The organism is Cupriavidus sp. 10L45, from assembly GCF_056395225.1.
This window is the reverse complement of the sequence record NZ_JBFTJC010000012.1, coordinates 122,184-147,041: the sequence shown is the minus strand read 5'-3', so window position 1 is coordinate 147,041 and position 24,858 is coordinate 122,184. Positions and strand designations below refer to the sequence as shown.

Sequence of the window (24,858 nt, the reverse complement as noted above, 5' to 3'; positions counted from 1 at the left end):
AACGCAACACGCGCGTACGCCGGCCACAGGAACGCAACATGTCCGCAAAACACGCAAAAGTGCTGATTCTCGGGTCGGGTCCGGCCGGCTACACCGCCGCCGTCTACGCCGCCCGCGCCAACCTCCAGCCCGTGCTGATTACCGGCCTGGCCCAGGGCGGCCAGCTGATGACCACCACCGACGTGGAAAACTGGCCCGCCGACGCCAATGGCGTGCAGGGCCCGGACCTGATGCAGCGTTTCCTGGCCCATGCCGAGCGCTTCAACACCGAAATCATCTTCGATCACATCCACACGGCCAAGCTGACCGAGAAGCCGATCCGCCTGATCGGGGACTCGGGCGAGTACACCTGCGACGCGCTGATCATCGCCACGGGCGCCTCGGCGCAGTACCTGGGCCTGCCGTCGGAAGAGTCGTTCATGGGCCGCGGCGTGTCCGCCTGCGCCACCTGCGACGGTTTCTTCTACAAGAACCAGGAAGTCGCCGTGGTCGGCGGCGGCAACACGGCCGTGGAAGAGGCGCTGTACCTGTCGCATATCGCCAGCAAGGTCACCCTGATCCACCGCCGCGACAAGTTCAAGGCCGAACCGATCCTGGTGGACCGCCTGCTCCAGCGCGTCAAGGAAGGCCGCGTGGAACTGCGCTACGACCATACGCTCGATGAAGTGCTGGGCGATGAGTCGGGCGTGACCGGCCTGCGCATCCGCAGCACCAAGGACACCGCCAAGACCGAGGACCTGAAGCTGGCCGGCGTGTTCGTGGCGATTGGCCACAAGCCGAACACCGACCTCTTCGTGGGCCAGCTGGACATGAAGAACGGCTACATCGTGACCAAGAGCGGCCTGTCCGGCGATGCCACGGCCACCAACATCCCGGGCGTGTTCGCCGCCGGCGACGTGCAGGACCACATCTACCGCCAGGCCATCACCAGCGCCGGCACGGGCTGCATGGCCGCGCTGGACGCCCAGCGCTTCGTAGAGGCACTGCAGTAAGCGCCACGGCCTCCACCCCCTCCGCCATGGACGGCGCGGAGGCCGCTCCCCCTCGCAATCCCCTTATAATCGACGCCGAGCCCCCGGAGAATCTTTCCATGTCGCACGGCGCAAAATCCCCTTCCAAGCGCTTCGGCCTGCACGATCTGGCCGCGGTGCGTGACAATCTCAAGGCTGACGCCGAACGCCGCGAGGCCGAGCGCGTGGCCGCCGAAGCCGCCGCCCGCCGCGCCGACGAGGAAGCCAACGTCTTCCGCAGCAATGTCGGCCAGGTCAGCGCCCTGCGTGACCGTAACCACGTGGCGCATCCGCCCAAGCGTCCCCCGCCCGTCGCCATCCAGACCCAGCTTAACGACAAAGCCGTGCTGGAAGCCTCGTTGTCCGACGAATTCGATGTCGAGAATCTGCTCGATATCGACGAAACCATGTCGTTCCGGCGCCCCGGTATCGGCATCGACGTGGTCCGCAAGCTCCGCCGTGGCGAGTGGGTACCGCAAGACAAAGTGGACCTGCACGGCCTGCGCAGCGACGAGGCGCGCGAGGCACTGGCCGAATTCCTGCGCCGCTCGGTGCGCAACGGCGTGCGTTGCGTGCGCGTGATCCACGGCAAGGGCATCGGCTCCCCGGACAAGCTGCCCGTCCTCAAGGGCAAGGTGCGCAGCTGGCTGGTGCAGAAGGAGGAAGTCATCGCCTTCGTCCAGGCCCGCGAATCGCTGGGCGGGGCCGGCGCCCTAATGGTCTTGCTGCGTCAGCCCCGCGCCTGATGTCGATGCACCTGCCGTTCGATCTGTTGATGGGGCGGCTGCCGCTGATCCTCCATGCGATGGAGGTGGTCGGCGTGCTCGCGTTTGCGATTTCGGGCGTGGTGGATGCGCGCAAGCAGCGGCTCGATGCCGTCGGCACGTTCATCGTCGCGTTCGCCACCGCGTTCGGCGGCGGCACCGTGCGCGACGTCCTGCTGGACCGGCGCCCGTTCTACTGGGTCGAGCACGAGTACTACGTGCTACTGATCTTCGCGATGTCGATCGGCGCGGCCATCGTATTTCGCGTGGTGAGCACGGTGGCCTCGAACCGGGCGATGCTGGTCGCCGATGCCATCGGCCTGGGGCTGTTCTCCGTCACGGGCACCTCGCTGGCGCTGGTGGCGCAGATGACGCCGACCGTGGCGGTGATGATGGGCATCATCTCGGCAGTGTTCGGCGGCGTGGTCCGCGACGTGCTCTGCAATGAAGTGCCGATGATCCTGCGCGACCGCTCGCCCTACGCCACCTGCTCGTTTGTGGGCTGCTGGGTCTATGTCGGCCTGACTTGGCTACGCGCCGACCAGGAGGCGGCGCTGCTGACCGGGGCGCTTGTCACGATCGCCATGCGCCTGCTGTCCGTACAGCTTGGCTGGAAACTGCCAAGCTAGCAGAACCCTCAGAAACGAAAAAAAGCCGGCGCTGGGCCGGCTTTTTTGCGTCTGGACGATGAGTCCCAATCAGACTGCGGCTTCGTCCTGCTCACCGGTGCGGATACGGATCACGCGCTCGATCTCGGTCACAAAGATCTTGCCGTCACCGATCTTGCCCGTGTGGGCAGCCTTCACGATCGAATCGAGCACGGTGTCGAGCTGGTTCTCGGCCACGACCACTTCGATCTTGATCTTCGGCAGGAAATCGACCACGTACTCGGCGCCACGATACAGCTCGGTGTGGCCCTTCTGGCGGCCGAAGCCCTTTACCTCAGTCACGGTGAGGCCGGTCACGCCCACATCCGCCAGCGCCTCGCGCACTTCGTCGAGCTTGAACGGTTTGATGATGGCGGTAATCTGCTTCATGGCTGGCCTCTATTTGTGTTTGTCGGAAGATGACAGATTCTAGCCCGAAACCCGCCTCGGGATTGCGGGTATGGGCACACTTGGCCCCTTCGCCCCGGTTCGATCAGTCCGGAATCCGGGCCAGATCACGCACCCAGACCGCCGATTCCCCGTCGCTCGGGGCGCGCCAGTCRCCACGCGGCGAAAGCGACCCGCCCGAGCCCACTTTCGGGGCATTCGGCACGCAGGACCGCTTGAACTGGCTGGTGCGGAAGAATCGGTCGACGAAAATCCCCAGAACGCGCTTGATCTCGGCAAGTTCGTAGGCGTTACGCGCAACATGCGGCCCGTTCGGCCATTCGCCGCGCGCCACGTCGCCCCAGGCGCTGAGCGCCAGGAAGGCCACCTTGCTGGGCGAAAACCCGAAGCGCAGCGTGTAGTAGAGGTTGAAATCCTGCAATTCATACGGCCCGATGACCTGCTCGGTCTTCTGGCCCGGCGCCTTGTCCTGGCCGTCCGCAGCTGTGCCGCCGGGCACCAGTTCGGGGCTGATATCGGTGTCGAGCACGGCCGTCAGCACCGCTTCCCCGCCCTCCGCCACCTGGCCCGTTTCGGCCACCCAGCGCACCAGATGGCTGATCAGCGTCTTCGGCACGCTGGCGTTGACGTTGTAGTGGGACATATGGTCACCCACCCCATAGGTACACCAGCCGAGCGCCAGCTCGCTGAGGTCGCCGGTGCCAATCACGATGGCGTGATTGTGGTTGGCCAGCCGGAACAGGTGGTTGGTGCGCTCGCCGGCCTGCACGTTCTCGAAGGTCACGTCGTAGACCGGCTCGCCTTTCGCGTAGGGATGGTCGAGATCTTTCAGCATCGCCATGCAACTGGGACGAATATCGATCTCGCGCGCCGTGCAGCCAATCCAGGCCATCAGTTGCCGCGCCTGATCGAGCGTGCGGTCGCTGGTGGCGAAGCCCGGCATGGTGTAGCCGAGGATATTGGCGCGCGGCAGGCCCAGGCGGTCCATCGCGGCGGCGCAGACCAGCAGCGCATGGGTGGAATCCAGCCCACCCGAGACGCCGATAACCACCTTCGAAATCTTGCTCGACGACAGCCGCTGCACCAGCGCCTGCACCTGGATGTTGTAGACCTCCATGCAGCGCTCGTCGCGGCGGCGCGGATCGGCCGGCACATAGGGGAAGCGCTCTACCTTGCGCGCGAGCGGCAGGATCTGCGTCGTGGGCACGTCCACGCGGAAGGAGACGATCTCGAATTTCTCGACTTCCTCGCGATGACGGCGCACCGAATGGCCGAAGGTGGTCTGGTGCATGCGCTCGCGCGAGAGCCGCTCCAGGTCCACATCGGCCGTCAACAGGTGGGAACGGTCCGAAAACCGCTCCGATTCGCCCAGAAGTTCCCCGTTCTCGTAGATCAGCGCCTGGCCGTCCCAGGCCAGGTCGGTGGAGGACTCCCCCTTGCCCGCCGAGGTGTACAGGTAGGCCGCCAGGCAGCGTGCCGACTGCTGCGACACCAGCTGGTGCCGGTAGCCGGACTTGCCGATGACGATATTCGACGCCGACAGGTTCACCAGCACGGTGGCCCCGGCCAGCGCGGCGAACGACGACGGCGGCACCGGCACCCAGACGTCCTCGCAGATTTCCACATGGAAACGGAAGAACGGGATGTTCTCGATCTCGAACAGCAGCCCCGCGCCGAACGGCACCGTGGCACCGAGCAGCGAGATACGGCCCTCGGTGGGGGCGCAGTCCGCCGCGCTGAACTGGCGCGCCTCGTAGAATTCCCAATAGTTCGGCAGGTAACTCTTTGGCACCACGCCCTGGATGGCGCCGTTGGCCACCACCACGGCGCAGTTGAATAGCTGATGTTCCACCACCAGCGGCATCCCGACCACCAGCGCGGCCGGCAGCGACACCGAGGCTTCCACGATGCGCTGGAGCGCCAGTTCGCACTCGCGCAGCAGCGCGCGCTGATGGAACAGGTCGTCGCAGGTGTAGGCCGACAGGCCCAGTTCCGGGAACGCGACCAGCGCCGCGCCGCCTTGCACGGCCTGGCGGGCCAGCTCCAGGGTCTGGTCGGCGTTATAGGCCGGATCCGCCACGCGGCACTCGGGCACGCCCACGGCCACGCGCGCAAAGCCGTGGGAATACAGGTTGAAGAACGGATGAGTCATGTCTGGCCTTCGGATTCGGGACGCCCGCATGCCGGCGCGGCAATCGGCGTGATGCCTGTCATTCTACGATGCGCACCGCGCAACCGTCGTGCACGCCACCTGCGGCCCATGGCTGCGCCGCCGCACGTCTTCCGGTAGACTCGTCCGGCACCTGACGGACGTCAGACGGATCAAATAATCTTCAATTCTTGAGTGGGATCGGGCGGAATGCAGTCGGAATCGTGTCAGCCGGTGAGTGCACAGCCGGACACCCCGGTGGCCAACTACCGGACGGAGATCGTCCTGGACCTGGCCGAGGTGCCAGCCGCCGACTGGGACGCCCTCGTGGCCGCCCAGCCCGACGCCACGCCCTTCCTGCGCCACGCCTTCCTGCACGCGATGCACACCAGCGGCAGCGCCACCGACGACACCGGCTGGTCGCCGCGCTTCCTGACGCTCTGGGTACAAGACGGGGTGCAAGCCGGCCACGGCACGGGCCGCGACCGGCTGGCCGCTGCGATGCCGCTCTACGCGAAATCGCATTCCTACGGCGAGTATGTGTTCGACTGGGCCTGGGCCGACGCCTATCGCCAGCACGACGTGCCCTACTACCCCAAATGGCTGTCCGCCATTCCGTTCACGCCGGTGCGCGGCGCCCGGCTGCTGGCCGAGGACGACATCGCCCGCCGCCTGCTGCTGCGCTTTGCGCTGGCGTTGGCCGAGGAATCGGGCATGTCCTCGCTGCACGTGCTGTTTCCGTCCGACCATGAGGCCGATTTGATGGACGAAGCCGGCATGATGATGCGGCATGGCGTGCAGTTCCACTGGACCAACCCCGGCTACGCCGACTTTGACGCCTTTTTGGCCACGCTTTCGCAGAAGAAGCGCAAGAATATCCGCGCGGAGCGCCGGCGCGTGGCGGAGGCAGGCATCACCTTCCGGCAGCTGCGCGGGGCGGAGATCGACGATGAGGCGTGGAAGTTCTTCAACCGCTGCTATCGCCAGACCTACCGCGAGCACCATTCGTCGCCCTACCTGAATCTGGACTTTTTCCGGCGCATCGGCGAGACCATGCCCGAGAACCTTCTGCTGGTGATAGCCACCCGGGAAGGCCGCGACATCGCCAGTTCGCTGGTCGTGTTCGATGCCGATCCACGCGTCAGCACGCTCTATGGCCGCTACTGGGGCGCGCTGGAGCACCACCCGTGCCTCCACTTCGAGACTGCGTACTACCAGCCGCTCGAATTCTGCATCGCCGAGGGCCTGCGCACCTTCGAAGGCGGCGCGCAGGGCGAGCACAAGATGGCGCGCGGCTTCCTGCCGGTGGCCACGCGGTCCGCGCACTGGCTGGCGCACCCGTCCTTCGCCGATGCAGTGGAGCGCTTCCTGGCCCGCGAGCGCCAGGGCATCGACGCCTATCTCGACGAGTTGAACGATCACAGCCCCTTTGCCCGGGGCGAATAAAAAAACCCGCCAACTGGCGGGTTTTTTATCGATCATCGATCTGGTGCGAACCAGCTTACTTCTTGAAGTTCGCCACGCCGTCGGTGATTTCCTTGTGGGCTTCTTCGATGCCGGCCCAGCCGTCCACCTTGACCCACTTGCCGGCCTCAAGTGCCTTGTAGTGCTCAAAGAAGTGCTTGATCTGGTCGAGCGTGTTTTGCGGCACGTCGGACAGGCCCTTCATGAAGGCGGTAGCCGGGCTCAGCTTGTCCACGGGCACGGCCACCAGCTTGGCGTCCACGCCGGACTCGTCGGTCATCTTCAGCATGCCGAGCGCACGGCAGCGCACCACCGCGCCGGCCAGGATCGGGAACGGCGTCAGCACCAGCACGTCCACCGGGTCGCCGTCACCGGACAGCGTTTTCGGAATGAAGCCGTAGTTGGCCGGGTAGCGCATGCCCGTGCCGATGAAACGGTCGACGAACAGCAGGCCGGTTTCCTTGTCGGCCTCGTACTTCACCGGATCGCTCTGAGCCGAAATCTCGATGATGACGTTGAAATCGTTGGGAAGGTCCTTGCCCGGGGAGACGAGGTTGAAGCTCATGCGAGTTCTCCGAATGCCAGTGTTGTGGGATGGCGGGCATTATAGCGGTTCGCTCCTGACCCCACGCTGACAAGCACTGCAGCCGCGCCGCGCCCGAAGTACCAAGTGCCTTGCGCGGCGCGCACGGTGCGCGATAATGCGGCATTCCCGATTCAGCAGTCGCTCCATACCCGAGCACGGAGATAAGCATGCACGCCCAGCACTTCGTCGCCAACCGCCTGATCGCCCCCGATTCCGGCCTGCGCATCAAGGTTTTCGATCCCTCCAACGGCGAGCCGTTCGCCGAGATTGCCCGTGGCAACAGCACGGACATCAGCGTGGCCGTGCTGGCCGCCCGCCAGGCCGCCGAGGGCGCCTGGGGTGCCATGGCACCTGCAGAGCGTGTCCGCCTGTTGAACCGCGTGGCCGTCAAGCTGATGGACCACGAGGACGAACTGGCCGCGCTGGAGGCCCGCGACACCGGCAAGCCGCTGCGCCAGGCCCGCGCGGACGCCCGCGCCGTGGCCCGCTATTTCGAGTTCTACGCCGGCGCGGCGGACAAGCTGCACGGCCAGACCATCCCCTACCAGCCCGGCTACACGGTGCTGACCGTGCGCGAGCCGCACGGCGTGACGGGCCACATCATCCCCTGGAACTACCCGCTCCAGATCTTCGGCCGCAGCGTCGGCGCGGCCCTGGCCACCGGCAACGCCTGCGTGGTCAAGCCTGCGGAGGATGCCTGCCTGTCCCTGCTGCGCGTGGCCGAACTGGCTGCCGAGGCCGGCCTGCCGGAAGGCGCGCTCAATATCGTCACTGGCTATGGCCACGAGGCCGGCGCCGCGCTGGCCCGCCATCCGGGCATCAACCATATCTCCTTCACGGGCTCGCCCGAGACCGGCAAGATCGTCGCCCAGCTGGCGGCCGAAAACCATGTGCCGGTGACGCTGGAACTGGGCGGCAAGTCCCCGCAGATCGTGTTTGCCGATGCCGACCTGGACGTGCTGCTGCCCGTCATCGTCAACGGCATCGTCCAGAACGCCGGCCAGACCTGCTCGGCCGGCAGCCGGCTGCTGGTGGAGCGCTCTGTCTACGAGACCCTGCTGGACCGGCTCTCGGGCGTGTTCGAGTCGCTGCGCGTGGGGCCGTCCCAACTCGACCTCGAATGCGGCCCGCTGATCAGCCGCAAGCAGCAGCAACGCGTCTGGGACTTCGTTTCCGATGCCCAGCACGCCGGTATTGCGGTGATGGCGCAGGGCCAGATCGTCGGCGAGGCCCCGGAGTCTGGCTACTACCAGGTGCCGATGCTGTTCCGCGACGTGCCGCCCACGCACCGGCTGGCCCAGGAGGAAGTCTTCGGCCCGCTGCTGGCGGCGATGCCCTTCGATAGCGAGGAAGAAGCGCTGCGCCTCGCCAACGGCACCGCCTACGGGCTGGTGGCCGGCCTGTGGACGCGCGACGGCGCCCGCCAGCTGCGGCTGGCCCGCAAGCTGCGCGCCGGCCAGGTCTTCATCAACAACTACGGCGCCGGCGGCGGCGTGGAGCTGCCGTTCGGCGGCACCGGCCAGTCGGGCTACGGCCGCGAGAAGGGCTTCGAGGCCCTGTACGGATTCACCACTCTGAAAACCATCGCCATTCAACATGGGTAACATCAATTTTCTGTCGATCGCGTTCGCCATCTTCTTTTTCTGGATGGCCTGGCATGTCCGGAACAAGCGTGCCACCAACCCGTCCGGCATGCCCCGCCTGCAGGTGTTCAAGCGCAAATGGGGCGACACCGTGGGCGACCGCGTCCACTGGTGCCTCTACGTGGCCCTGCCCTTCCTGCTGGCCGTGATGATGGTGGCCAACGCCCTGCGCGGACGGGGGCCGTTCTCGCACTAGTTAACTAGCAGCATGCCCGCCAGCGGCGCCAAGACCGCGACGGGCCTATCGATATAGGAGACAGCAACATGGCAAGACTGGCTGGCAAGGTAGCCGTGGTCACGGGCGGTGGCTCGGGTTTCGGCGAAGGCATCGCCCATACGTTCGCGCGCGAAGGCGCCGCCGTGATGGTGGCCGACCTGAACCTGGAGGCGGCCGAGCGCGTCGCCGCCGCGATCCGCGAACAATATGGCGAGACCGGTGGCAACGCCCGCGCCGTCCGGGCCGACGTAGCCCAGGGCGACGACGTGGCCGCCATGCGCGACGCCACGCTGGCCGCCTTCGGCGACGTGAACATCGTGGTCAACAACGCCGGCACCACCCATCGCAACAAGCCGATCCTGGAGATCACCGAGGACGAGTTCGACCGCGTCTACGCGGTCAACGTCAAGAGCATCTACTGGTCGGCCCGGCACTTCATCCCCCACTTCCGCCAGCGCGGCGGCGGCAACTTCGTCAACGTGGCTTCCACCGCCGGCATCCGGCCCCGCCCAGGGCTGGTCTGGTACAACGGCAGCAAGGGCGCCGTCATCACGGCCAGCAAGGCCATGGCGGCCGAACTCGGCCCGGACAACATCCGCGTGAACTGCGTCAACCCGGTGATCGGAGCCACCGGCCTGCTCGAACAGTTCATGGGCCTGCCGGACACCCCCGAGAACCGCGCCAAATTCCTCGCCACGATCCCCATGGGGCGCATGTCCACCCCGCAGGACGTGGCCAATGCCTGCCTCTACCTCGCCTCGGACGAGGCGGCGTTCATCACCGGCACCTGTATCGAAGTGGACGGCGGGCGCTGCGTGTAGCGCCCGCCCCCTTCACAACCCGCGGCAACGTCTTATAAGAACCCAATGAGGAGACATTCATGACAACGACCGCAGTGAACCCCGGCGTGCGCGACGCCGGTTTCGAAGACGCCACCTACCGCAAGGTGAGCTGGCGCCTCGTGCCCTTCCTGTTGCTGTGCTACGTGGTGGCCTACCTGGACCGCGTGAACGTGGGCTTCGCCAAGCTCCAGATGCTCAACGACCTCAAGTTCAGCGAGACCATCTACGGGCTGGGTGCCGGCATCTTCTTCATCGGCTACTTCCTGTTCGAGGTCCCCAGCAACGTAATCCTGCATCGCGTGGGCGCGCGCATCTGGATCGCCCGGATCATGATCACCTGGGGCTTGATCTCGGCGTCGATGATGTTCGTGACCACGCCGACGATGTTCTACGTGCTGCGTTTCCTGCTTGGCGTGGCCGAAGCGGGATTCTTCCCCGGCATCATCCTGTACCTGACCTACTGGTACCCGGCGGAGCGGCGCGGGCGCACCACTACGTTCTTCATGACGGCTATCGCGCTCTCGGGCGTGATCGGCGGGCCGCTGTCCGGCTGGGTCATGCAGGCGTTCGATGGCCACAACGGCTGGTCCGGCTGGCAGTGGATGTTCCTGCTCGAAGGCATTCCGTCGATCCTGGTCGGCCTGTGGGTGCTCGCCTACCTCGATGACCGCATCCGCCACGCCAAGTGGCTGACCGAGGACGAGAAGGCGCTGCTCGAGCGCAATATCGCCAACGAGGAGCAGCACAAGGAAGACCCGCCGATCCGCAAGGTGCTGTCCAGCCCGCGCGTCTGGCTGATGAGCGCGATCTACTTCTGCTTCGTGATGGGCCTCTACGGCGTGAGTTTCTGGCTGCCGACGATCATCAAGCAGACCGGCGTGAAGGGCGCGCTGGACATCGGCCTGCTGACGGCGATTCCCTACGGCTGCGCGGTGATCGGCATGATCCTGGTGGCGTATAGCGCCGACAAGCGGGGCGAGCGGCGCTGGCATATCGCGCTGCCGGCGCTGGCCGGGGCGGTGGGGCTGGTGCTGTCGGTGCAGTGGCATGGCGACACCACGCTGGCCATGGTGGCGCTGACGCTGGCCACCATCGGCATCCTGACCACGCTGCCGCTGTTCTGGAGCCTGCCCACGGCCTTCCTGGCCGGCACGGGCGCGGCGGCTGGTATCGCCCTGATCAACTCGCTTGGCAACCTGGCCGGCTTTATCAGCCCCTACGCGGTGGGCTGGCTCAAGGACCTGACCCAGAGCACCGACTCGGGCATGTATCTGCTGGCGATCTGCCTGGTGGCGGGCGCGGCGCTGACGCTGTCGGTGCCGGCGACGATGGTGAATCGCAAGGCTTGACGCTATTGGCTTCGGCCAACGCCGTCCCTCTCCCCCGCCCCTCTCCCGGAGGGAGAGGGGAGAACACCGGGAGCATCTGAAACGCCAACTGTTGTCTCCCCTCTCCCGCTTGCGGGAGAGGGGTCGGGGGAGCGGGCCGGCGCGTCAAGCCCTCAGGCGTCGCCCAGCATCTGAGCCACCGAGCCGGCAGCGTTGCCGGCCTTCTCGCCGATCAGCTGGCGCAGCGTACGCAGCAGTTCATCCTCATTGAACGGCTTGCCCAGATAGACGTTCACGCCGATCTCGGCCGCGTAGCGGCGGTGCTTCTCGGCCGTACGTGACGTAATCATCACCACCGGCATGTGCGTGGTGCGGCTATCGGCGCGGACGTTGCGCGTGAGGTCGAAGCCGTCCATGTTCGGCATCTCGATATCCACGAGCATCGCGTCCGGCATCACCTCCTGCAACTGCCGCAGCGCATCCACGCCATCGCGCGCCAGCACCACCTGGTAGCCCGCGCGCGTCAGCAGCCGCTGGCTGGCCTTGCGCACCGTGAGCGAATCGTCGACCACCATCACGGTAGGCAGCGTCATCAGGCCCGAGACCGGCCGGGCATCCCCTGCCCCGACGAACTCGGCCACCGCGCCGGTGTTGTCGGTCGATGCCAGAAGCGCCGTCGGCGTCACCTCGCCGCGCTCGCGCACGAACCGCTGCGCCAGCACCACCGGGTTGTAGATCAGCACGATCTCGCCGTCGCCGAGCGTGGTGGCGCCGGCAATGCCTTCCAGACGCGCGAGGTGGGGGCCGATGTGCTTCACCACCACTTCGCGGTTGCCGATCACCTCGTCCACATGCACCGCCACGCGGTCCGCGCCCGAGCGCACCACCACCACGGGCGAATACTTCCGGCCCGAGGCAATCGCCGCGCTCTCTTCGAGCAGCGTGCCGAAATAGTAGAACGGCGCTTCCACACCGGCGCCCGGACCCGTCGTCGCGCCGAAGCGGCCGGCGTTGTAGGCCTCCAGCAGCGGCTTTTCGCGCAGCTGGTGGACCTGGTCGATCATGCCGCTCGGCATCGCATACAGGCGGCCGCCCAGCGAGACCAGCAGCACCTGCGTGATGGCCGTGGTCAGCGGCAGGTGCACCGTGAAGCTGGTGCCCCGACCCGCCTCGGTGGAGAGCGTGATCCGGCCGCCCAGCGCCACGGTTTCGGCCCGGACTACGTCCATGCCCACGCCGCGCCCGGCCAGCTCGGACACCTCGTCCGCCGTCGAGAAGCCCGGCGTGAAAATCATCTCGGTCAGGCGCGCGTCGCTGGCGTCTTCCTCGTGCGTCAGCAACTGGCGGCTGATGGCCCGCTCGCGGATACGCCCGAGGTCCAGCCCGCCACCGTCGTCGAAGAAGGTCAGCACCACCTCGTTGCCTTCCTGCTGCACTTCCAGCGTCAGCGCGCCCGTGGTGGACTTGCCCGCCGCGCGGCGTGCGTCCGCCGGCTCGATGCCGTGCACCACGGCATTGCGGATCAAGTGCTCGATCGGGCCGGCCATGCGGTCCAGCACCGAGCGGTCGATCTCCACCGTGCCGCCCTTGATCAGCAGGCGCACTTCCTTGCCGGTTTCGGTGGCCGACTGGCGCGCCACGCGGTACAGGCGCTCGGCCAGTGCATCGAACTGCACCATGCGGGCCTGCATCAGCCCGCGTTGCAGGCCGCGCGTGAGCCGGGCCTGCGCGGCGAGGTCACCCGAGGCGCGGTCGAAGCCGCGCTGCAGGTTCTGCTCCACCGTGGCCACGTCGTTCACGGACTCGGCCATCATCCGCGTCAGTTCCTGGAACCGCGTGAAGCGGTCGAACTCGAGCGGATCGAAGTCCGGGCTCTGCTGCGTATCGGCAATCCGCGACGCCATCTGCGTCTCGGCCTGGATTTCGATCTCGCGCAACTGGGTGCGCAGACGCCCCACGTTGTCGTTCAGTTCGCCGAGGTAGGCGCGCAGCGCTTCCAGCTCGCTGTCCAGCCGGGCGCGCGTGGCGCCGACTTCGCCGGCGTCGTTGATCAGCGTGTCCAGCGCCCGGGCCTGCACGCGCACCAGCGCGCGCTGGCGGTCGGCCTCCGGGGCCTTGGTAGCAGTGGCCGGCAGTTGCGGAGCGGCCGTGGCCAGTGCGGTGCCCGGGGTGTCGGTCGATGCCGTGATGGCAGCCGGCGCATCGGCCGAGGCAGCGGGCACTGCGTCCGGCTCGATCAGCCCGTTCACCACATCGGCATCGTCCACCGGCAGCAGGCGGCCGTTCTGGAGCGCGTCCACGTGCGCGAGGATCCGGTCGTACCAGGCGTAGAGCTTGCCGAACAGGTCCGGCGTCACGCGCTGGCCGCGCACGGAGGCTTCCAGCAGCGTTTCCATTTCATGCGCGGCCTGCCCCAGCGCCATCGCGCCGGCCATGCGGGCGCTGCCCTTGAGCGTGTGCAGCGCGCGCAGCACCAGCCCGCCCTGCTGCGTCTCCTCGGGCGTGGCTTCCCAGGTGCGCACCAGCTTGCCGAGTTCGGGCAGGCTGCCGTGCGCCTCCTCCAGGAAGATGTCGACCAGATCGGCGTCCAGCGACGAGGCGTCGAGCGATTCGTCCGACTGCGGCACCTCCGGCGACTGCGCGGAGACATGGGCGACAGCCACCTGCTCATGACGCGGCGCCGTCGGCATGGCGATGACCACGGCGTCGTGCGCCGGAGTGACCGGGCTGATGGGCGTTAGCGTCGGCGGGGCCACCGGCGGCAGCGAGGTGATCGGCGTCAGCTTGGCCGGCGCATCGGTCACGGCCGGCAGTGCCGGGGTCGGCGCGGCCGGTTCGGTAACGGGCGGCAGCGGCGACAGCGGCGACAGCGGCGTGGCCTGCAGGATCTGGGTATTGCCGAATAGCTGCGCGACCGAGCCTTCCTGGTCCGCCTGCGCCTGCTCGCCCGTCACCGTGGCGCGCGGGCGCATCAGCGCGCGTTCGCCGAAATCGTTCAGGTCACGGCACAGCGCCGGGTCGGCATCGGGCCAGACCCCGGCGGCGAACTGGTGCAGCATCGCGCGCAGCCGCTCCACGGCCTGCTCGAGCAGGCGGAAGTCGCCCGGATGCATCACCACGGGGTGGCGGCCCAGCAGCAACAGCAGTTGTTCGAGGGCCTCGGCGATGTCCCGCACCGGCTCCAGCCCCACCGTGGAGGCACTGCCCTGCAGCGTATGCGCCACGCGCAACGCCAGCTCGCTCGGGCACGGATGGTTCTCGTGCTTCCACTCGGACAGGTCGGTGGCGAACTGGCGCACCAGATCGTCGGCCTCCTGCAGGTAGACGTTGTAGAGCGCCAGCCCGATGCGCACCGGGCCAATCACCTTGTAGTGGTCGTCGTCGCTGGCCAGCCCGCCCGAGAGGCGGAACGGCAGCACATTGCTGTCCTCGGCCTCGGCCGCCGGCTGCTCAGGGGCGACCGGCTGCGCCGGGGCGGCCTGCCCGGGCGCGTTGGCCTGGGCGTGGGCCAGCAGGGCATCGAGCGAATCGATGGCATCTTCCGGCGCGGCGGCGGGCGCATCGGCAGACAGATCGGCCTGACCGGGCTCGCGCACGGCCTGAGCTTCCGCCACAAGCGCGGCGATGTCGCGCTGGGTGCCGGCGTCGGCCTGCAGGGCGACGGCCCATTCGCGCAGCAGATCGTGCGCGTGGTGCAGCAGCGCCAGCAGCGCGGGCATCGGCTCGCGTGCCTCGGCAATCCACAGGTTCATCACCTGTTCGATAGCCCACGCGGCCTCGCCGTAGCGGTTCAGGCCGACCATGCGGCTGGAACCCTTGAGCGTGTGGAAGGCGCGGCGTGTGCGGCTCAGCACGTCGGCGTCGCGCAGCGCGTCGAGCCCGCCGGGCAAGTCGGCGGCGATGTTGCCGAGCACTTCCTCGGCTTCGGACAGGAAGATCTCGAGCAGTTCGGCGTCGACCCCGGCGGCGTCGCTGGGCATCGGGGCGGACGGCGCGGCGGACGAGGCCAGCCCGGCGGCGGGCATCGGGTCGGCCAGCGCCACGATCATGCGTTCGGCGGCGGAGTCGCTGCCGGCCAGCCACGCGTGCAGCTGCGTGGTGGCGTCGGTGACCTGGCGGCGCAGCGCGGCATCGTCGTCGATGGCGGCCTGGTCGCTCACAGCCTGCAAGGCGGCGCGCAGGCGCTGGATCTCGGGCGAATCGGCGCCGGCGGCTACGCGGATGGCGTCCATCGCGGCGTGGCGCGCGGCGGCCAGCGCGGTGGCGGGCACCTCGTCGTTCCGGCGCGGCGCGAGGGCGCCGTCGTCGGTGGCATCGGCCTGACGGCGGCCGAATTCGAGGATGTCGGCAAAGGCATGCACCGCGCCGAGTTCGGCGGCAATCTCGGACAACTGGGCCACGCGGGCCGGCTGGGTGTCGATGCCACGCAGCACGTCCAGCCGCGCCAGCACGGCGCGCGTGGCGGCCAGTGCGGCGGTGGCGGCTTCGTCGATGCCTTCCGGCATCGCGGCGCTACCGATCAAACGCTCCAGCGTGGCCAGCAGCCCGCCAAACGCCTGCGCGGCATCGCCGAGCGTGTTGACGGCATCGGGCTTGGCCGCGTTGCGGTCGAAGGTATCGAGCCAGGACTCGCCGCTGTCGAGCTGGGCGCGCAGCCGGGTCACGGCCTCGGCGCGCAGCGCCTGGGCGTTGGCGGTCTCGACCATCGTGGCGAGCCAGTCAGGCGCGGTGGCGGCGGGGTCGGCCAGGCAGGCGGCGAGCTGGTCGCAGCGGGCGGCGAATTCGGCGGCGGACGCATGGCCGGACTGCCCATGCACGCGCCACGGCATGGCCAGCGCGCGCGCGAGGAACAGCGCCACGCCGGTTGGCCCCAGGGCGGCGCCAGTCTCGCCGGGCACGTTGCGCTGCCCGGCATGGGCAGCGAAATGGGCAACAGCGGCGCTCAGGCAGTGCTGGAGCGCGGGCTGGGCCAGCGGTTGCGCGGCCTCGGCCAGCGAAGCCAGCGCGAGTTCCCATCCGGCCTGATCGTCGGCAGCCGCGCGCTCGATCGCGGCCGCGGCGTTCTGGAGGTTGCGCGTGTCGATCGGATCGAGCCAGCCGTAGTAGCGCCGGCGATAGTCGGCACGCGCCACGGCGTGGGCCGGATCGACGCGGAAAGCCTGCAGGCCGCGCGCGATGTCGGCGCGCAGCACCTGCACGGCGGCCTGTACCGCCGGCGGCGTGGTGTCCTCAGGGCCATCGGGCGTCAGGCCGGTGCTGACCAGCAGGAACACGGCATCGTTGAGCAGCGCCTGCGGCACGCGCACCTGCCCTTGCAGGTACTGGCGCAGCAGCAGGTGGGCGCGCGCGGCGAAGCGCTTGGCGAGCAGGTCGGACGGCAGCAGCCCGTGCGCCAGCGCGCGGAACACCATCGACAGCGTCAGCCAGATGCCCCGGTCCGGGGTATCGGTGGTGCGGCGCGCGTTCTGTTCGTGGTTCCGAACATCGTCCAGCGCCGTTTGCAGCGGCAGGTAGGCTTCGCGCAGCAGCGCGCCGTCCGTGCAGGGCGTGGGCAGGCGCAGCGCCTTGAGCAGCGCGGCCTCGAAGCGCTGGCGCGCGCGCGTGACCGACGACGTGGAGCGCGTGGGCAGCACGATGCCGGGCAGCATCTGCAATTCCTCCAGCCACAGGTCGGCCGGATGGACGCGCTCCTCCTTCATCAGGACAAGGGCGTCGGCGTAGGGCTGGAACAGGCGCAGCGGATCCTCGGGATCGCCGGCCATCAGGTCATCGACATACTCGGCCAGGGCCTGCACGCCGCGCCGGAACACGCCGAGCGTCTCCGGGCTGGCGGCGACGGTACCGGCGTCGATGGCTTCCAGCAGGCGGCGCATGGCCTGGCAGTGCGCATCCACGCCACGCAGGCCGACGATGTGTACCGCCCCGGCAGCCTGGTGCAGCTGCTGGCCGGCCAGGCGCAGCGACGTGGTGTCGCGCGCGCCCAGCGCCTCGGGGGCCTGCTGGATCTCGTCCACATAGTGGCCAAGCTCGGCGGCGGCATCGTCCAGCGCGGTACGCAGGCTCGGCGCGAGCCAGGCCAGCACCGACAGGTCGCGCTGCGGCACGGCGGCCGGCGTGGCGGCCTCGCCCTGCACCGGCGGTTGCGGCGCGGCCGGGTCAGCCACGTCGCTCGATACGGAAAAATTCAATGACATGACACAATCCGTTGCGCCCGCGCGCGGGCCTCGATGCAGGTTTTATGCAAGTCAGGCGATCTTGAACCGCGACACCGAGTTACGCAGTTCTTCGGTCAGTGCCGTCAGCTGGCGCACCGAGGTGGCGGTCTGGCGCGTACCGGACGTGGTCTGGGCGGTCACCTGGAGAATGCCGTCGATGTGGCGCGCCACGTTGGTGGCCAGCCCGGCCTCGTGCGAGGTGGTCTGCGAGATCTGCTCGATCAGCTCGGCCAGCTGGCGCGACACGCGGCCAATCTCGACCAGTGCGGCACCGGCGTTATCGGACAGCCGCGCCCCTTCCACCACGCCCTGCGTGCTGCGCTCCATGGCGTGCACGGCGTCCTGGGTATCGGTCTGAATCGTGCGGATCAGCGCGCCGATCTGCTTGGTGGCCTCGCCGGAACGTTCGGCCAGACGCTGCACTTCTTCCGCCACCACCGAGAAGCCGCGGCCTGCCTCGCCGGCCGAAGCCGCCTGGATGGCGGCGTTCAGTGCCAGCACGTTGGTCTGCTCGGTAATGTCCGAGATCAGCTCGACGATTTCGCCAATCTCCTGCGACGACTCGCCCAGACGCTTGATCCGCTTTGACGTTTCCTGAATCTGGTCGCGGATGCCGTTCATGCCGGTAATCGCGTTTTCCACAGCCTGCTGGCCCTGCTCCGCAGCGGCCAGCGAGGCGCGGGCCACGTTGGCGGACTCCGCCGCGCCGCGCGACACCTGCGTGATGCGGTCTGCCATCTCCACCACCGACTCGCCGGTCTGGCGGATCTGGCGCGATTGCTCTTCGGTCGTGGCAGCCAGCTGCACCGAGGTTTCCTGCACCTGGCTCGAGGCCTGCTGCACGTCCACGGCGGTCTGCTGCACCCGGCCGACCAGTTCCTTCAGTTCTTCCACGGTGTAGTTCACCGAGTCGGCGATGGCGCCGGTGATGTCCTCGGTCACGGTGGCCTGACGCGTCAAGTCACCGTCAGCGATGTCCTGCAGCTCGTTCATCAGCTGCAGAATGGCCTTCTGGGTGGCGTCGTTGTTACGCTTTTCGTCGAGGCGGCGGGCTTCGGCCTCGCGTTCGCGCGCCTCGGCTTCCAGCGCCCGGACGCGCGAGTCGCGCAGGTAGAGCGCGGCCAGCCCGGCCAGGAAGATCAGCGTGGACAGCGCGGAGACGATGGTTGCGCCGAGGGTCCAGGGGCGGTAGCGGGCGCCGTCCGAGTAGGCGGTCTGGAGCGTGGACAGCTCGCCGCGCAGGGCCTCGTTGTCGTTGAAGATCTGCTGCTGGGCGCGCTTGGCGGCAATCAGGCCCGGCAGGTTCTGGAGAATCGTCTGCGTGGTCTTCTGCACGGCCTCGAAGCGCTGCGAGAGCTGCTGGAGGTAGCTGCGCGTCTCGGCGTCGGTGGCGGCGGTCAGGCGCAGGGCGTCCGAGCCGTTCATCAGGCCGTCCAGCGTTTCGCGGAAGGTGTTGGTGTCCTTGCCGAGCAGGAACGCGGTCTCGGGGTTGACGCCTTCGCCGGAGAGGAACTCGTTCAGGTTCTTACCCAGGCGCTGGGTCAGCATCACGAGCTGCGCGGAGGCGGCCACCTCGCGGGCGTTGGAGCCGGCCTGGAGCTTGATCGCGGCCACCTGTTCGGCGGCCTCGAGCAGTTCGGGGTTCGAGGCGTTGAAGATCTGGAGCGTCTGGCCGATGGTGGTCAGAATCGGCTGCTGGGCCAGCACGTCGCCGGCGCTCTTCTCGGAGCGCTTCCACGAGTTCATGGCGGTCTCGAGCAGCGGAATCGCCGTGCCCGTGGTGGCGCTGACGTGCTTCTCGTCGCTGCCGTTCTGGAGCGCCAGCAGGTCGGCCGTGAGCTGTTCCTTGGACTGGCGCAGCTGCGTGAAGGCCTGTGCGTTGCCCAGCAGTGCCACCGGCACCGCCTTACCCAGACGCTGCGAGTGCATCAGCATGTTACCGGCGATTTCGATCTGCGCCGCGCCGTTGGTGGCCTGGCGGTTATCGAGATACACCGAGGCCAGCAGTGCCACCAGCGACACCACCACGCCCACCGTCAGCGTACGCTGCTGCGACGCGAACGGCATGCGCGACAGCCAGCCGGACAGTTGCTCCACCGGGGTACGGCCCAGGCCGCCCTTGTCAGCGCCAGCGCTGCCCTTGGCGAACACCGACCGGCGCGGCGCCACGGCTTCGGCGGCGGCTCCCGCGGCAGCCGTCCGGCGTCCCAGGCTCATCTTCTTGATACCCATAGCAACCCTCTGTCCGTTTGTTTTTTGATTCGTTGGTACTGCGTCTTGATGTTCCGCTATCGACTGTCAGCTATCGGCTTTCGACCATCGGCTCAGGCCACCACGCGGCCCACCTGGAGGAACGCCGGGGCGTCCAGCAGCTGGCGGATGTCCAGCACCTGCCAGTCGCGCCCGTCGCGGTCCGCGAAGCGCGGGCCGTGCCATTCGGCGGCGAGATCCGCGTGCCCCGCCGGGGCGTCGCCGTGCGGCAGCGAGAGGTCGCCGGCATGGCGCAGCCCCACCACCCGCGTGGCGATGATCCCGCACGCGCGCTCCACGTGGCGCGACAGCACCACGATCTTGCTGCCCGGCTGCACGGGCGTGTGCCCCTCGCCGCAGAACAGGCCGAAATCGATCACCCCGAGCAGGTTGCCCCGCGCGTTGACCAGTCCGCGGTACCACGGCTGGGTCAGCGGCACGCCGGCCGGCTGGCGCATCTCCAGCACCTCGCCGGTATCGGGCAGCGGCAGCAGCCAGTGGCGCTGGCCCACCAGCACGCCGAGGTAGCTGTCCACGGCGGGCAGGTTGCGCGCGTCGCGCAGGCGACGGGCCAGCATGGCCTGATAGTCCTGCAAGCGGGTCTGGCGGGCACGGATGTCTTGGCGCGGCGCGTTCATGGTCGGCATACCGGTGGATAAGAGACCGCCTGGCAGATGGCGGACACAGCGTCACCCCTGCCCGCGTCGCAGCGGGCGGCGTGACGGCAAACCCCGGGCCCCATCGGCCCGGCAGGCAGTTCGGTGCGGCTCAGTGCGCCAGCGCGGCGATCTTCGACAGCAGCTCGTCGCTGTCCACCGGCTTGACGATGTAGTCCGATGCGCCCTGGCGCATCCCCCAGATGCGGTCCGTGTCGAGGCCCTTGCTGGTGCACATGATCACGGGAATGTCCTTGAAGCGGTCGTCGCGCTTGATGGCGCGGGTGGTCTGGTAGCCGTTCTGGCCGGGCATGACCACATCCATCAGGATCAGGTCGAAGGCTTCCGCCTCGAGCCGGGCCATGGCCTGGTCGCTGTTGCCGGCCACCGAGACCTTGAAACCCTTCTTGCCGAGCAAGTCGGACATGAACAGCGCTTCGGTGGGGGAATCGTCGACGATAAGGATTTTGCTGATGGTCATTGGTGTGTTTCCTGGATGCTTTTGCGTGGCGGCGTTCAGGGTCAGGCCGCCACGACCGCACCCTCTTCCTGCGCACAGCCGCCAAGGCAGGTCTCTACGGCCTGCATCAGGGCTTCACGGGAAAAGGGCTTGGCGAGATGGTCGTGCGCGCCGACGAGCTTGCCGCGCGAACGGTCGAACACGCCGTCGCGGGACGACAGCATGATCACCGGGATCGCGTGGAACCTCGGGCTTTTCTTGATCAGGGAACAGGTTTGGTAGCCGTCCAGCCGGGGCATCAGGATGTCGCAGAAGATGACGTCCGGGTGCATGTCGCCGACCTTGGCGAGCGCCTCGAAGCCATCCTCGGCGAGCATGACCTGATAGCCTGCCTGCGACAGGAAGATCTCCGCCGTCCGGCGGATGGTGCTGGAATCGTCGATCACAAGGATCTTGCGGCGCAATGCCGCGGCTGCCTTGACGGCACCGGCGTCGCCGGTGTTGACCCCATCGACGGACGTGTTTTCTTCTGTTTGAGCGACCCGCATACTGTTCCCGCGACCAGCTGCCCGCACGAATGCAGGCGCCGGTATTCACTTGAGAACACCCGCACGGCAGCGCTTGGCGCGCCGGCGGCCCCCGATTTCCAAATTCCCAATCAAAAAAAGCCCGGTCAATCCGACCGGCGCCGGCGGCGCGACCCGTGCGTCCGCCCGACGTATTGCTGTGTTATTGCTCTGATAGTGCTAGTTTTGCCGCAAAGTGTGACGACTCGCGGTGGGGCCGTCAATCCGGTTCGTCCGGCGCGGCCCGCCGATCTGTCGCTTTGGCGCGACGCGTCGGGGTTTTCGGGGTGGATGACGGCCAGGCGTCAGATCGCCACCATCTCGAAGTCTTCCTTGCGCGCGCCGCACTCCGGACAGGTCCAGTTGATCGGCACGTCTTCCCATTTGGTGCCCGGCGCGATGCCGTCTTCCGGCGAACCGGTGGCCTCGTCGTAGATCCAACCGCAGATCAGGCACATCCAAGTCTTGTATTCCATATGCAGGCTCTTGCCACTCTCCATTAAAATTCCAGCGCAGATGGTACATAAACCGCGCCGCCGGCGCCACCCATGGGGCGGCGCAATCCTGCCAATATCGTCGCGTTCGCGCATGTTAGCGTGCAGATGCCGTTCAAACGGCGCGTATTTCGCCCAGATTGCCTGCTTTTCCGGCATCTGACCGCTAGCCGCCCGGCTCCGGCCCCCGGCAAGCCCATTTTCATCCTGTATCGGATTACAACTCCTGCCATGTCCCGTAACCAGCAGCTTTTCGACCGCGCCCAGCAGACCATTCCCGGTGGCGTGAACTCGCCCGTGCGCGCTTTCCGCTCCGTGGGCGGCACGCCGCGCTTCATCACCCGCGCCGAGGGCGCCTATATGTGGGATGCGGACGGCCAGCGCTATATCGACTACATCGGCTCCTGGGGGCCGATGATCCTCGGCCATGCCCATCCGGCCGTGGTCAAGGCCGTGCAGGACACCGCCGCCGGCAGCTTCTCCTTTGGCGCGCCCACCGAGGGCGAGATCGAGATGGCCGAGGAAATCTGCAAGCTGGTGCCGTCGATCGAGCAGGTGCGGCTGGTGTCGTCCGGCACGGAGGCCACCATGAGCGCGCTGCGGCTGGCGCGCGGCTTCACCGGGCGCGACCTGATCATCAAGTTCGAGGGCTGCTACCACGGCCACGCGGACAGCCTGCTGGTCAAGGCCGGCTCGGGCCTGCTGACCTTCGCGGACACCACCCAGAACGCGCCGTCCTCGGCCGGCGTGCCCGCCGACGTGACGCGCCACACCATGGTGCTCGAGTACAACAACGTCACCCAGCTCGAGGAAGCCTTCGCGCGCCACAAGGGCGAGATCGCCGCCGTGATCGTGGAGCCGATAGCCGGCAACATGAACCTGGTGCGCGCCACGGCCGCTTTCCTCCAGTCCATGCGCAACCTGTGCAGCGAGCACGGCGCCGTGCTGATCTTCGACGAAGTGATGACCGGCTTCCGCGTGGCGCTGGGCGGCGCGCAGGCCCACTACGGCATCAAACCGGACATGACCTGCCTGGGCAAGGTGATTGGCGGCGGCATGCCGGCGGCAGCGTTCGGCGGCCGGCGCGACATCATGGCCAAGCTGGCGCCGCTGGGCGGTGTCTATCAGGCCGGCACGCTGTCCGGCAACCCGCTGGCCGTGGCCGCCGGCCTGACCACGCTGAAGCTGATCCAGGCGCCGGGCTTCCACGACCAGCTGGCCGCGCAGACGCGCAAGCTGACTGATGGCCTGACCGCCGCTGCCCGTGCCGCCAACGTGCCGTTCGCCGCGGACGCCATCGGCGGCATGTTCGGCCTCTATTTCACCCAGACGGTGCCGACCAGCTTCGCCGAGGTAACCAAGGCCGACGTCGGGCGCTTCAACCGCTTCTTCCACGCCATGCTGAACGAGGGCGTGTACCTGGCGCCATCGGCGTTCGAAGCCGGCTTTGTCTCGGCCAAGCACGACGACGCGATCATCGCCACTACCGTGGAAGCGGCCGCCCGCGCCTTCCAGGCCGGCTAAGCGGCTGTCGAGTGACCCAAGAGGCGCGCCCGGCGCGCCTCGCTCTCCCCTTACTCTTCCTTCACACTCAGGGCGGCGCCCCAATGCCGTGCGCTACACTTGGATTTTGCCGATCCCGGCCATTCCAGGAGTCATCGATGCGCGCTGCCCTCCCATCCCTGTTCGTCCTGCCCTCGCCCGCCGCCCTTGGCCGCTGGCTCGCCATGGCCCTGCTGGCCAGCCTGCTCAGCGCCTGCGGCTACAACGATTTCCAGTCGAAGGACGAGGCCGTCAAGGCGGCATGGGGCGAAGTCGTCAACCAGTACCAGCGCCGTGCGGACCTGATCCCGAACCTGGTCGCCACGGTCAAGGGCTACGCCAGCCATGAGCGCGAGACGCTCGAGGCCGTGACCAAGGCCCGCGCCCAGGCCACCAGCATTCAGGTGACGCCGGAGACACTCAACGATCCCGAGGCCTTCGCCCGCTTCCAGCAGGCACAGGGGCAGCTGACCAGCGCGCTGTCGCGCCTGCTGGCGATCTCCGAGAACTATCCCCAACTGAAGGCCGACGCCGCGTTCCGCGACCTGCAATCGCAGCTCGAAGGCACCGAAAACCGCATCACCGTGGCGCGGCAGCGCTATATCGCGGCGGTGCAGTCGTACAACGTGCTGGCGCGCAGCTTCCCGACCAATCTCACGGCCAAGGTGTTCGGCTACCCGGTCAAGCCGTCGTTCACGGTGGAGAACGAGAAGGCCATCTCCACGCCGCCGGCCGTCAAGTTCTGACGCGGCGCATCGCCATCATGCGCGCCGCCCTGCTCCGCTTTTTCGGCATCTGGCTATGCCTTGCGGCGATGTTCGCCGCCCATCCCGCCCGGGCGGCAGACGGCTTTGTCGCGGTGCCGCCGCTCACCCAGCGCGTGACCGACCTGACCGGCACGCTGGCCCCGCAACAGCGCGCCGCGCTGGAAAACGTGCTGGCCGAGTACGAGCAACAGCGCGGCAGCCAGATCTTCGTGCTGATGGTGCCGACGACCGAGCCCGAGACCATCGACCAGTACAGCATCCGCGTGGCGGACGCGTGGAAGGCGGGGCGCCAGAGCATCGACGACGGGGTGATCCTGCTGATCGCCAAGGACAACCCGCCCGGCTTGCGCAAGATGCGCATCGAGACCGGGCGCGGCGTGCAGGGGTCGCTGACCGACGCGGTGTCCTCGCGCATCCTGCGCAACGTGATGGCCCCGCATTTCCGCCAGAACGACTTCTACGGCGGCCTCGCGGCGGGCATCTCGGCCATCCAGTCCGCCATCGACAAAGAGGCGCTGCCTGGGCCCGAGCGGAAAGCCGGCAATGCAGCGACCTCTGCCCTCAACGACTGGCTGCCCGTGCTGTTCCCGCTCGCCATCGTCGTATTTTTCTTTCTTTCAGCGATCCTGCGGCGCGGACGCGGCCCGCAGATCGTGACCGGCCGGCGCGGCTGGCCGACCACCACGGCTGGTGGATTGGGCGGGCTGGGCGGGTATGAGGTCGGGCGCCGCTGGGGCGGAGGTGGTGGCGGCTTCGGCGGAGGCGGCGGTGGTGGCGGTGGATTCAGCGGCGGAGGCGGCGGCGGCTTCGACGGCGGCGGCGCCTCGGGTAACTGGTAATCGGGAGGCTG

General features: G+C 67.9%; 20 protein-coding genes. 11 read left to right on the top strand and 9 right to left on the bottom strand.

Going from position 1 to position 24,858, the window contains the following annotated elements; genetic code table 11:
* The first annotated feature begins 38 nt into the window (after positions 1 to 38).
* The 3 genes from trxB (at position 39) to AC1DFU_RS21425 (ending at position 2,403) form a co-directional block, all read left to right on the top strand.
* Positions 39 to 992, top strand: a complete 954-nt coding sequence (trxB, locus tag AC1DFU_RS21435; RefSeq protein ID WP_092298334.1) for a thioredoxin-disulfide reductase — start codon at positions 39 to 41, stop codon at positions 990 to 992.
* Between the two features lie 98 nt (positions 993 to 1,090).
* The gene (locus AC1DFU_RS21430; protein WP_092298331.1) at positions 1,091 to 1,756 is read left to right on the top strand and encodes a Smr/MutS family protein; all 666 of its coding nucleotides are present in this window, start codon (positions 1,091 to 1,093) and stop codon (positions 1,754 to 1,756) included.
* A gap of 5 nt (positions 1,757 to 1,761) precedes the next feature.
* Positions 1,762 to 2,403 (top strand): trimeric intracellular cation channel family protein, encoded by a 642-nt coding sequence (locus AC1DFU_RS21425; protein ID WP_177219978.1) that lies wholly within the window; start codon positions 1,762 to 1,764, stop codon positions 2,401 to 2,403.
* A gap of 69 nt (positions 2,404 to 2,472) precedes the next feature.
* Here AC1DFU_RS21425 and glnK read toward each other — a convergent pair whose 3' ends face one another.
* The gene (glnK, locus tag AC1DFU_RS21420) at positions 2,473 to 2,811 is read right to left on the bottom strand and encodes a P-II family nitrogen regulator (protein WP_061957551.1); all 339 of its coding nucleotides are present in this window, start codon (positions 2,809 to 2,811) and stop codon (positions 2,473 to 2,475) included.
* A 103-nt stretch (positions 2,812 to 2,914) separates the two neighbouring features.
* On the bottom strand, positions 2,915 to 4,981 hold the full coding sequence (locus AC1DFU_RS21415; RefSeq protein WP_441591874.1) for an NAD(+) synthase: 2,067 nt from the start codon (positions 4,979 to 4,981) through the stop codon (positions 2,915 to 2,917).
* A 207-nt stretch (positions 4,982 to 5,188) separates the two neighbouring features.
* Here AC1DFU_RS21415 and AC1DFU_RS21410 point away from each other — a divergent pair, with 207 nt between their 5' ends.
* Positions 5,189 to 6,424 carry a GNAT family N-acetyltransferase gene (locus AC1DFU_RS21410; protein WP_441591872.1) on the top strand — a complete coding sequence of 412 codons (1,236 nt, stop codon included), beginning with the start codon at positions 5,189 to 5,191 and terminating at the stop codon, positions 6,422 to 6,424.
* A gap of 55 nt (positions 6,425 to 6,479) precedes the next feature.
* Here AC1DFU_RS21410 and ppa read toward each other — a convergent pair whose 3' ends face one another.
* Positions 6,480 to 7,007: an inorganic diphosphatase gene (ppa, locus tag AC1DFU_RS21405; RefSeq protein WP_092298318.1), complete on the bottom strand. Its 528-nt coding sequence runs from the start codon at positions 7,005 to 7,007 to the stop codon at positions 6,480 to 6,482.
* Between the two features lie 188 nt (positions 7,008 to 7,195).
* On the opposite strand from ppa, the gene AC1DFU_RS21400 reads away from it, so the two are divergent.
* From AC1DFU_RS21400 to AC1DFU_RS21385, 4 genes are all read left to right on the top strand, one after another.
* The gene (locus AC1DFU_RS21400; RefSeq protein ID WP_092298315.1) at positions 7,196 to 8,632 is read left to right on the top strand and encodes an aldehyde dehydrogenase family protein; all 1,437 of its coding nucleotides are present in this window, start codon (positions 7,196 to 7,198) and stop codon (positions 8,630 to 8,632) included.
* Positions 8,625 to 8,867, top strand: coding sequence for a hypothetical protein (locus AC1DFU_RS21395; protein ID WP_092298312.1), 243 nt, complete (start codon positions 8,625 to 8,627; stop codon positions 8,865 to 8,867). Before AC1DFU_RS21400 ends, AC1DFU_RS21395 begins: the two co-directional genes overlap by 8 nt.
* 68 nt (positions 8,868 to 8,935) lie before the next feature.
* Positions 8,936 to 9,709: an SDR family oxidoreductase gene (locus tag AC1DFU_RS21390; RefSeq protein ID WP_092298309.1), complete on the top strand. Its 774-nt coding sequence runs from the start codon at positions 8,936 to 8,938 to the stop codon at positions 9,707 to 9,709.
* 59 nt (positions 9,710 to 9,768) lie between these two features.
* Positions 9,769 to 11,079: an MFS transporter gene (locus tag AC1DFU_RS21385; RefSeq protein ID WP_092298306.1), complete on the top strand. Its 1,311-nt coding sequence runs from the start codon at positions 9,769 to 9,771 to the stop codon at positions 11,077 to 11,079.
* 152 nt (positions 11,080 to 11,231) lie between these two features.
* On the opposite strand, the gene AC1DFU_RS21380 is transcribed toward AC1DFU_RS21385, so the two are convergent.
* From AC1DFU_RS21380 to AC1DFU_RS21355, 6 genes are all read right to left on the bottom strand, one after another.
* The gene (locus tag AC1DFU_RS21380) at positions 11,232 to 17,252 is read right to left on the bottom strand and encodes a hybrid sensor histidine kinase/response regulator (RefSeq protein ID WP_441591869.1); all 6,021 of its coding nucleotides are present in this window, start codon (positions 17,250 to 17,252) and stop codon (positions 11,232 to 11,234) included.
* Between the two features lie 51 nt (positions 17,253 to 17,303).
* Positions 17,304 to 19,505 carry a methyl-accepting chemotaxis protein gene (locus AC1DFU_RS21375; protein ID WP_092298300.1) on the bottom strand — a complete coding sequence of 734 codons (2,202 nt, stop codon included), beginning with the start codon at positions 19,503 to 19,505 and terminating at the stop codon, positions 17,304 to 17,306.
* A gap of 92 nt (positions 19,506 to 19,597) precedes the next feature.
* The gene (locus AC1DFU_RS21370) at positions 19,598 to 20,161 is read right to left on the bottom strand and encodes a chemotaxis protein CheW (protein ID WP_092298465.1); all 564 of its coding nucleotides are present in this window, start codon (positions 20,159 to 20,161) and stop codon (positions 19,598 to 19,600) included.
* Positions 20,162 to 20,291: 130 nt separating this feature from the next.
* Positions 20,292 to 20,660 (bottom strand): response regulator, encoded by a 369-nt coding sequence (locus AC1DFU_RS21365; protein ID WP_092298297.1) that lies wholly within the window; start codon positions 20,658 to 20,660, stop codon positions 20,292 to 20,294.
* A gap of 41 nt (positions 20,661 to 20,701) precedes the next feature.
* Entirely contained in the window at positions 20,702 to 21,187 is a 486-nt protein-coding gene (locus AC1DFU_RS21360) for a response regulator (RefSeq protein ID WP_092298294.1), read from the bottom strand.
* Between the two features lie 323 nt (positions 21,188 to 21,510).
* Positions 21,511 to 21,681 (bottom strand): rubredoxin, encoded by a 171-nt coding sequence (locus tag AC1DFU_RS21355; protein WP_092298462.1) that lies wholly within the window; start codon positions 21,679 to 21,681, stop codon positions 21,511 to 21,513.
* A gap of 249 nt (positions 21,682 to 21,930) precedes the next feature.
* On the opposite strand from AC1DFU_RS21355, the gene hemL reads away from it, so the two are divergent.
* The 3 genes from hemL to AC1DFU_RS21340 all read left to right on the top strand — a co-directional run bounded on the left by hemL (position 21,931) and on the right by AC1DFU_RS21340 (position 24,847).
* On the top strand, positions 21,931 to 23,223 hold the full coding sequence (hemL, locus tag AC1DFU_RS21350; RefSeq protein WP_092298291.1) for a glutamate-1-semialdehyde 2,1-aminomutase: 1,293 nt from the start codon (positions 21,931 to 21,933) through the stop codon (positions 23,221 to 23,223).
* Between the two features lie 137 nt (positions 23,224 to 23,360).
* Positions 23,361 to 23,987, top strand: a complete 627-nt coding sequence (locus AC1DFU_RS21345; protein ID WP_092298288.1) for a LemA family protein — start codon at positions 23,361 to 23,363, stop codon at positions 23,985 to 23,987.
* A gap of 17 nt (positions 23,988 to 24,004) precedes the next feature.
* Positions 24,005 to 24,847 (top strand): TPM domain-containing protein, encoded by an 843-nt coding sequence (locus tag AC1DFU_RS21340; RefSeq protein ID WP_441591866.1) that lies wholly within the window; start codon positions 24,005 to 24,007, stop codon positions 24,845 to 24,847.
* Positions 24,848 to 24,858 lie beyond the last annotated feature (11 nt).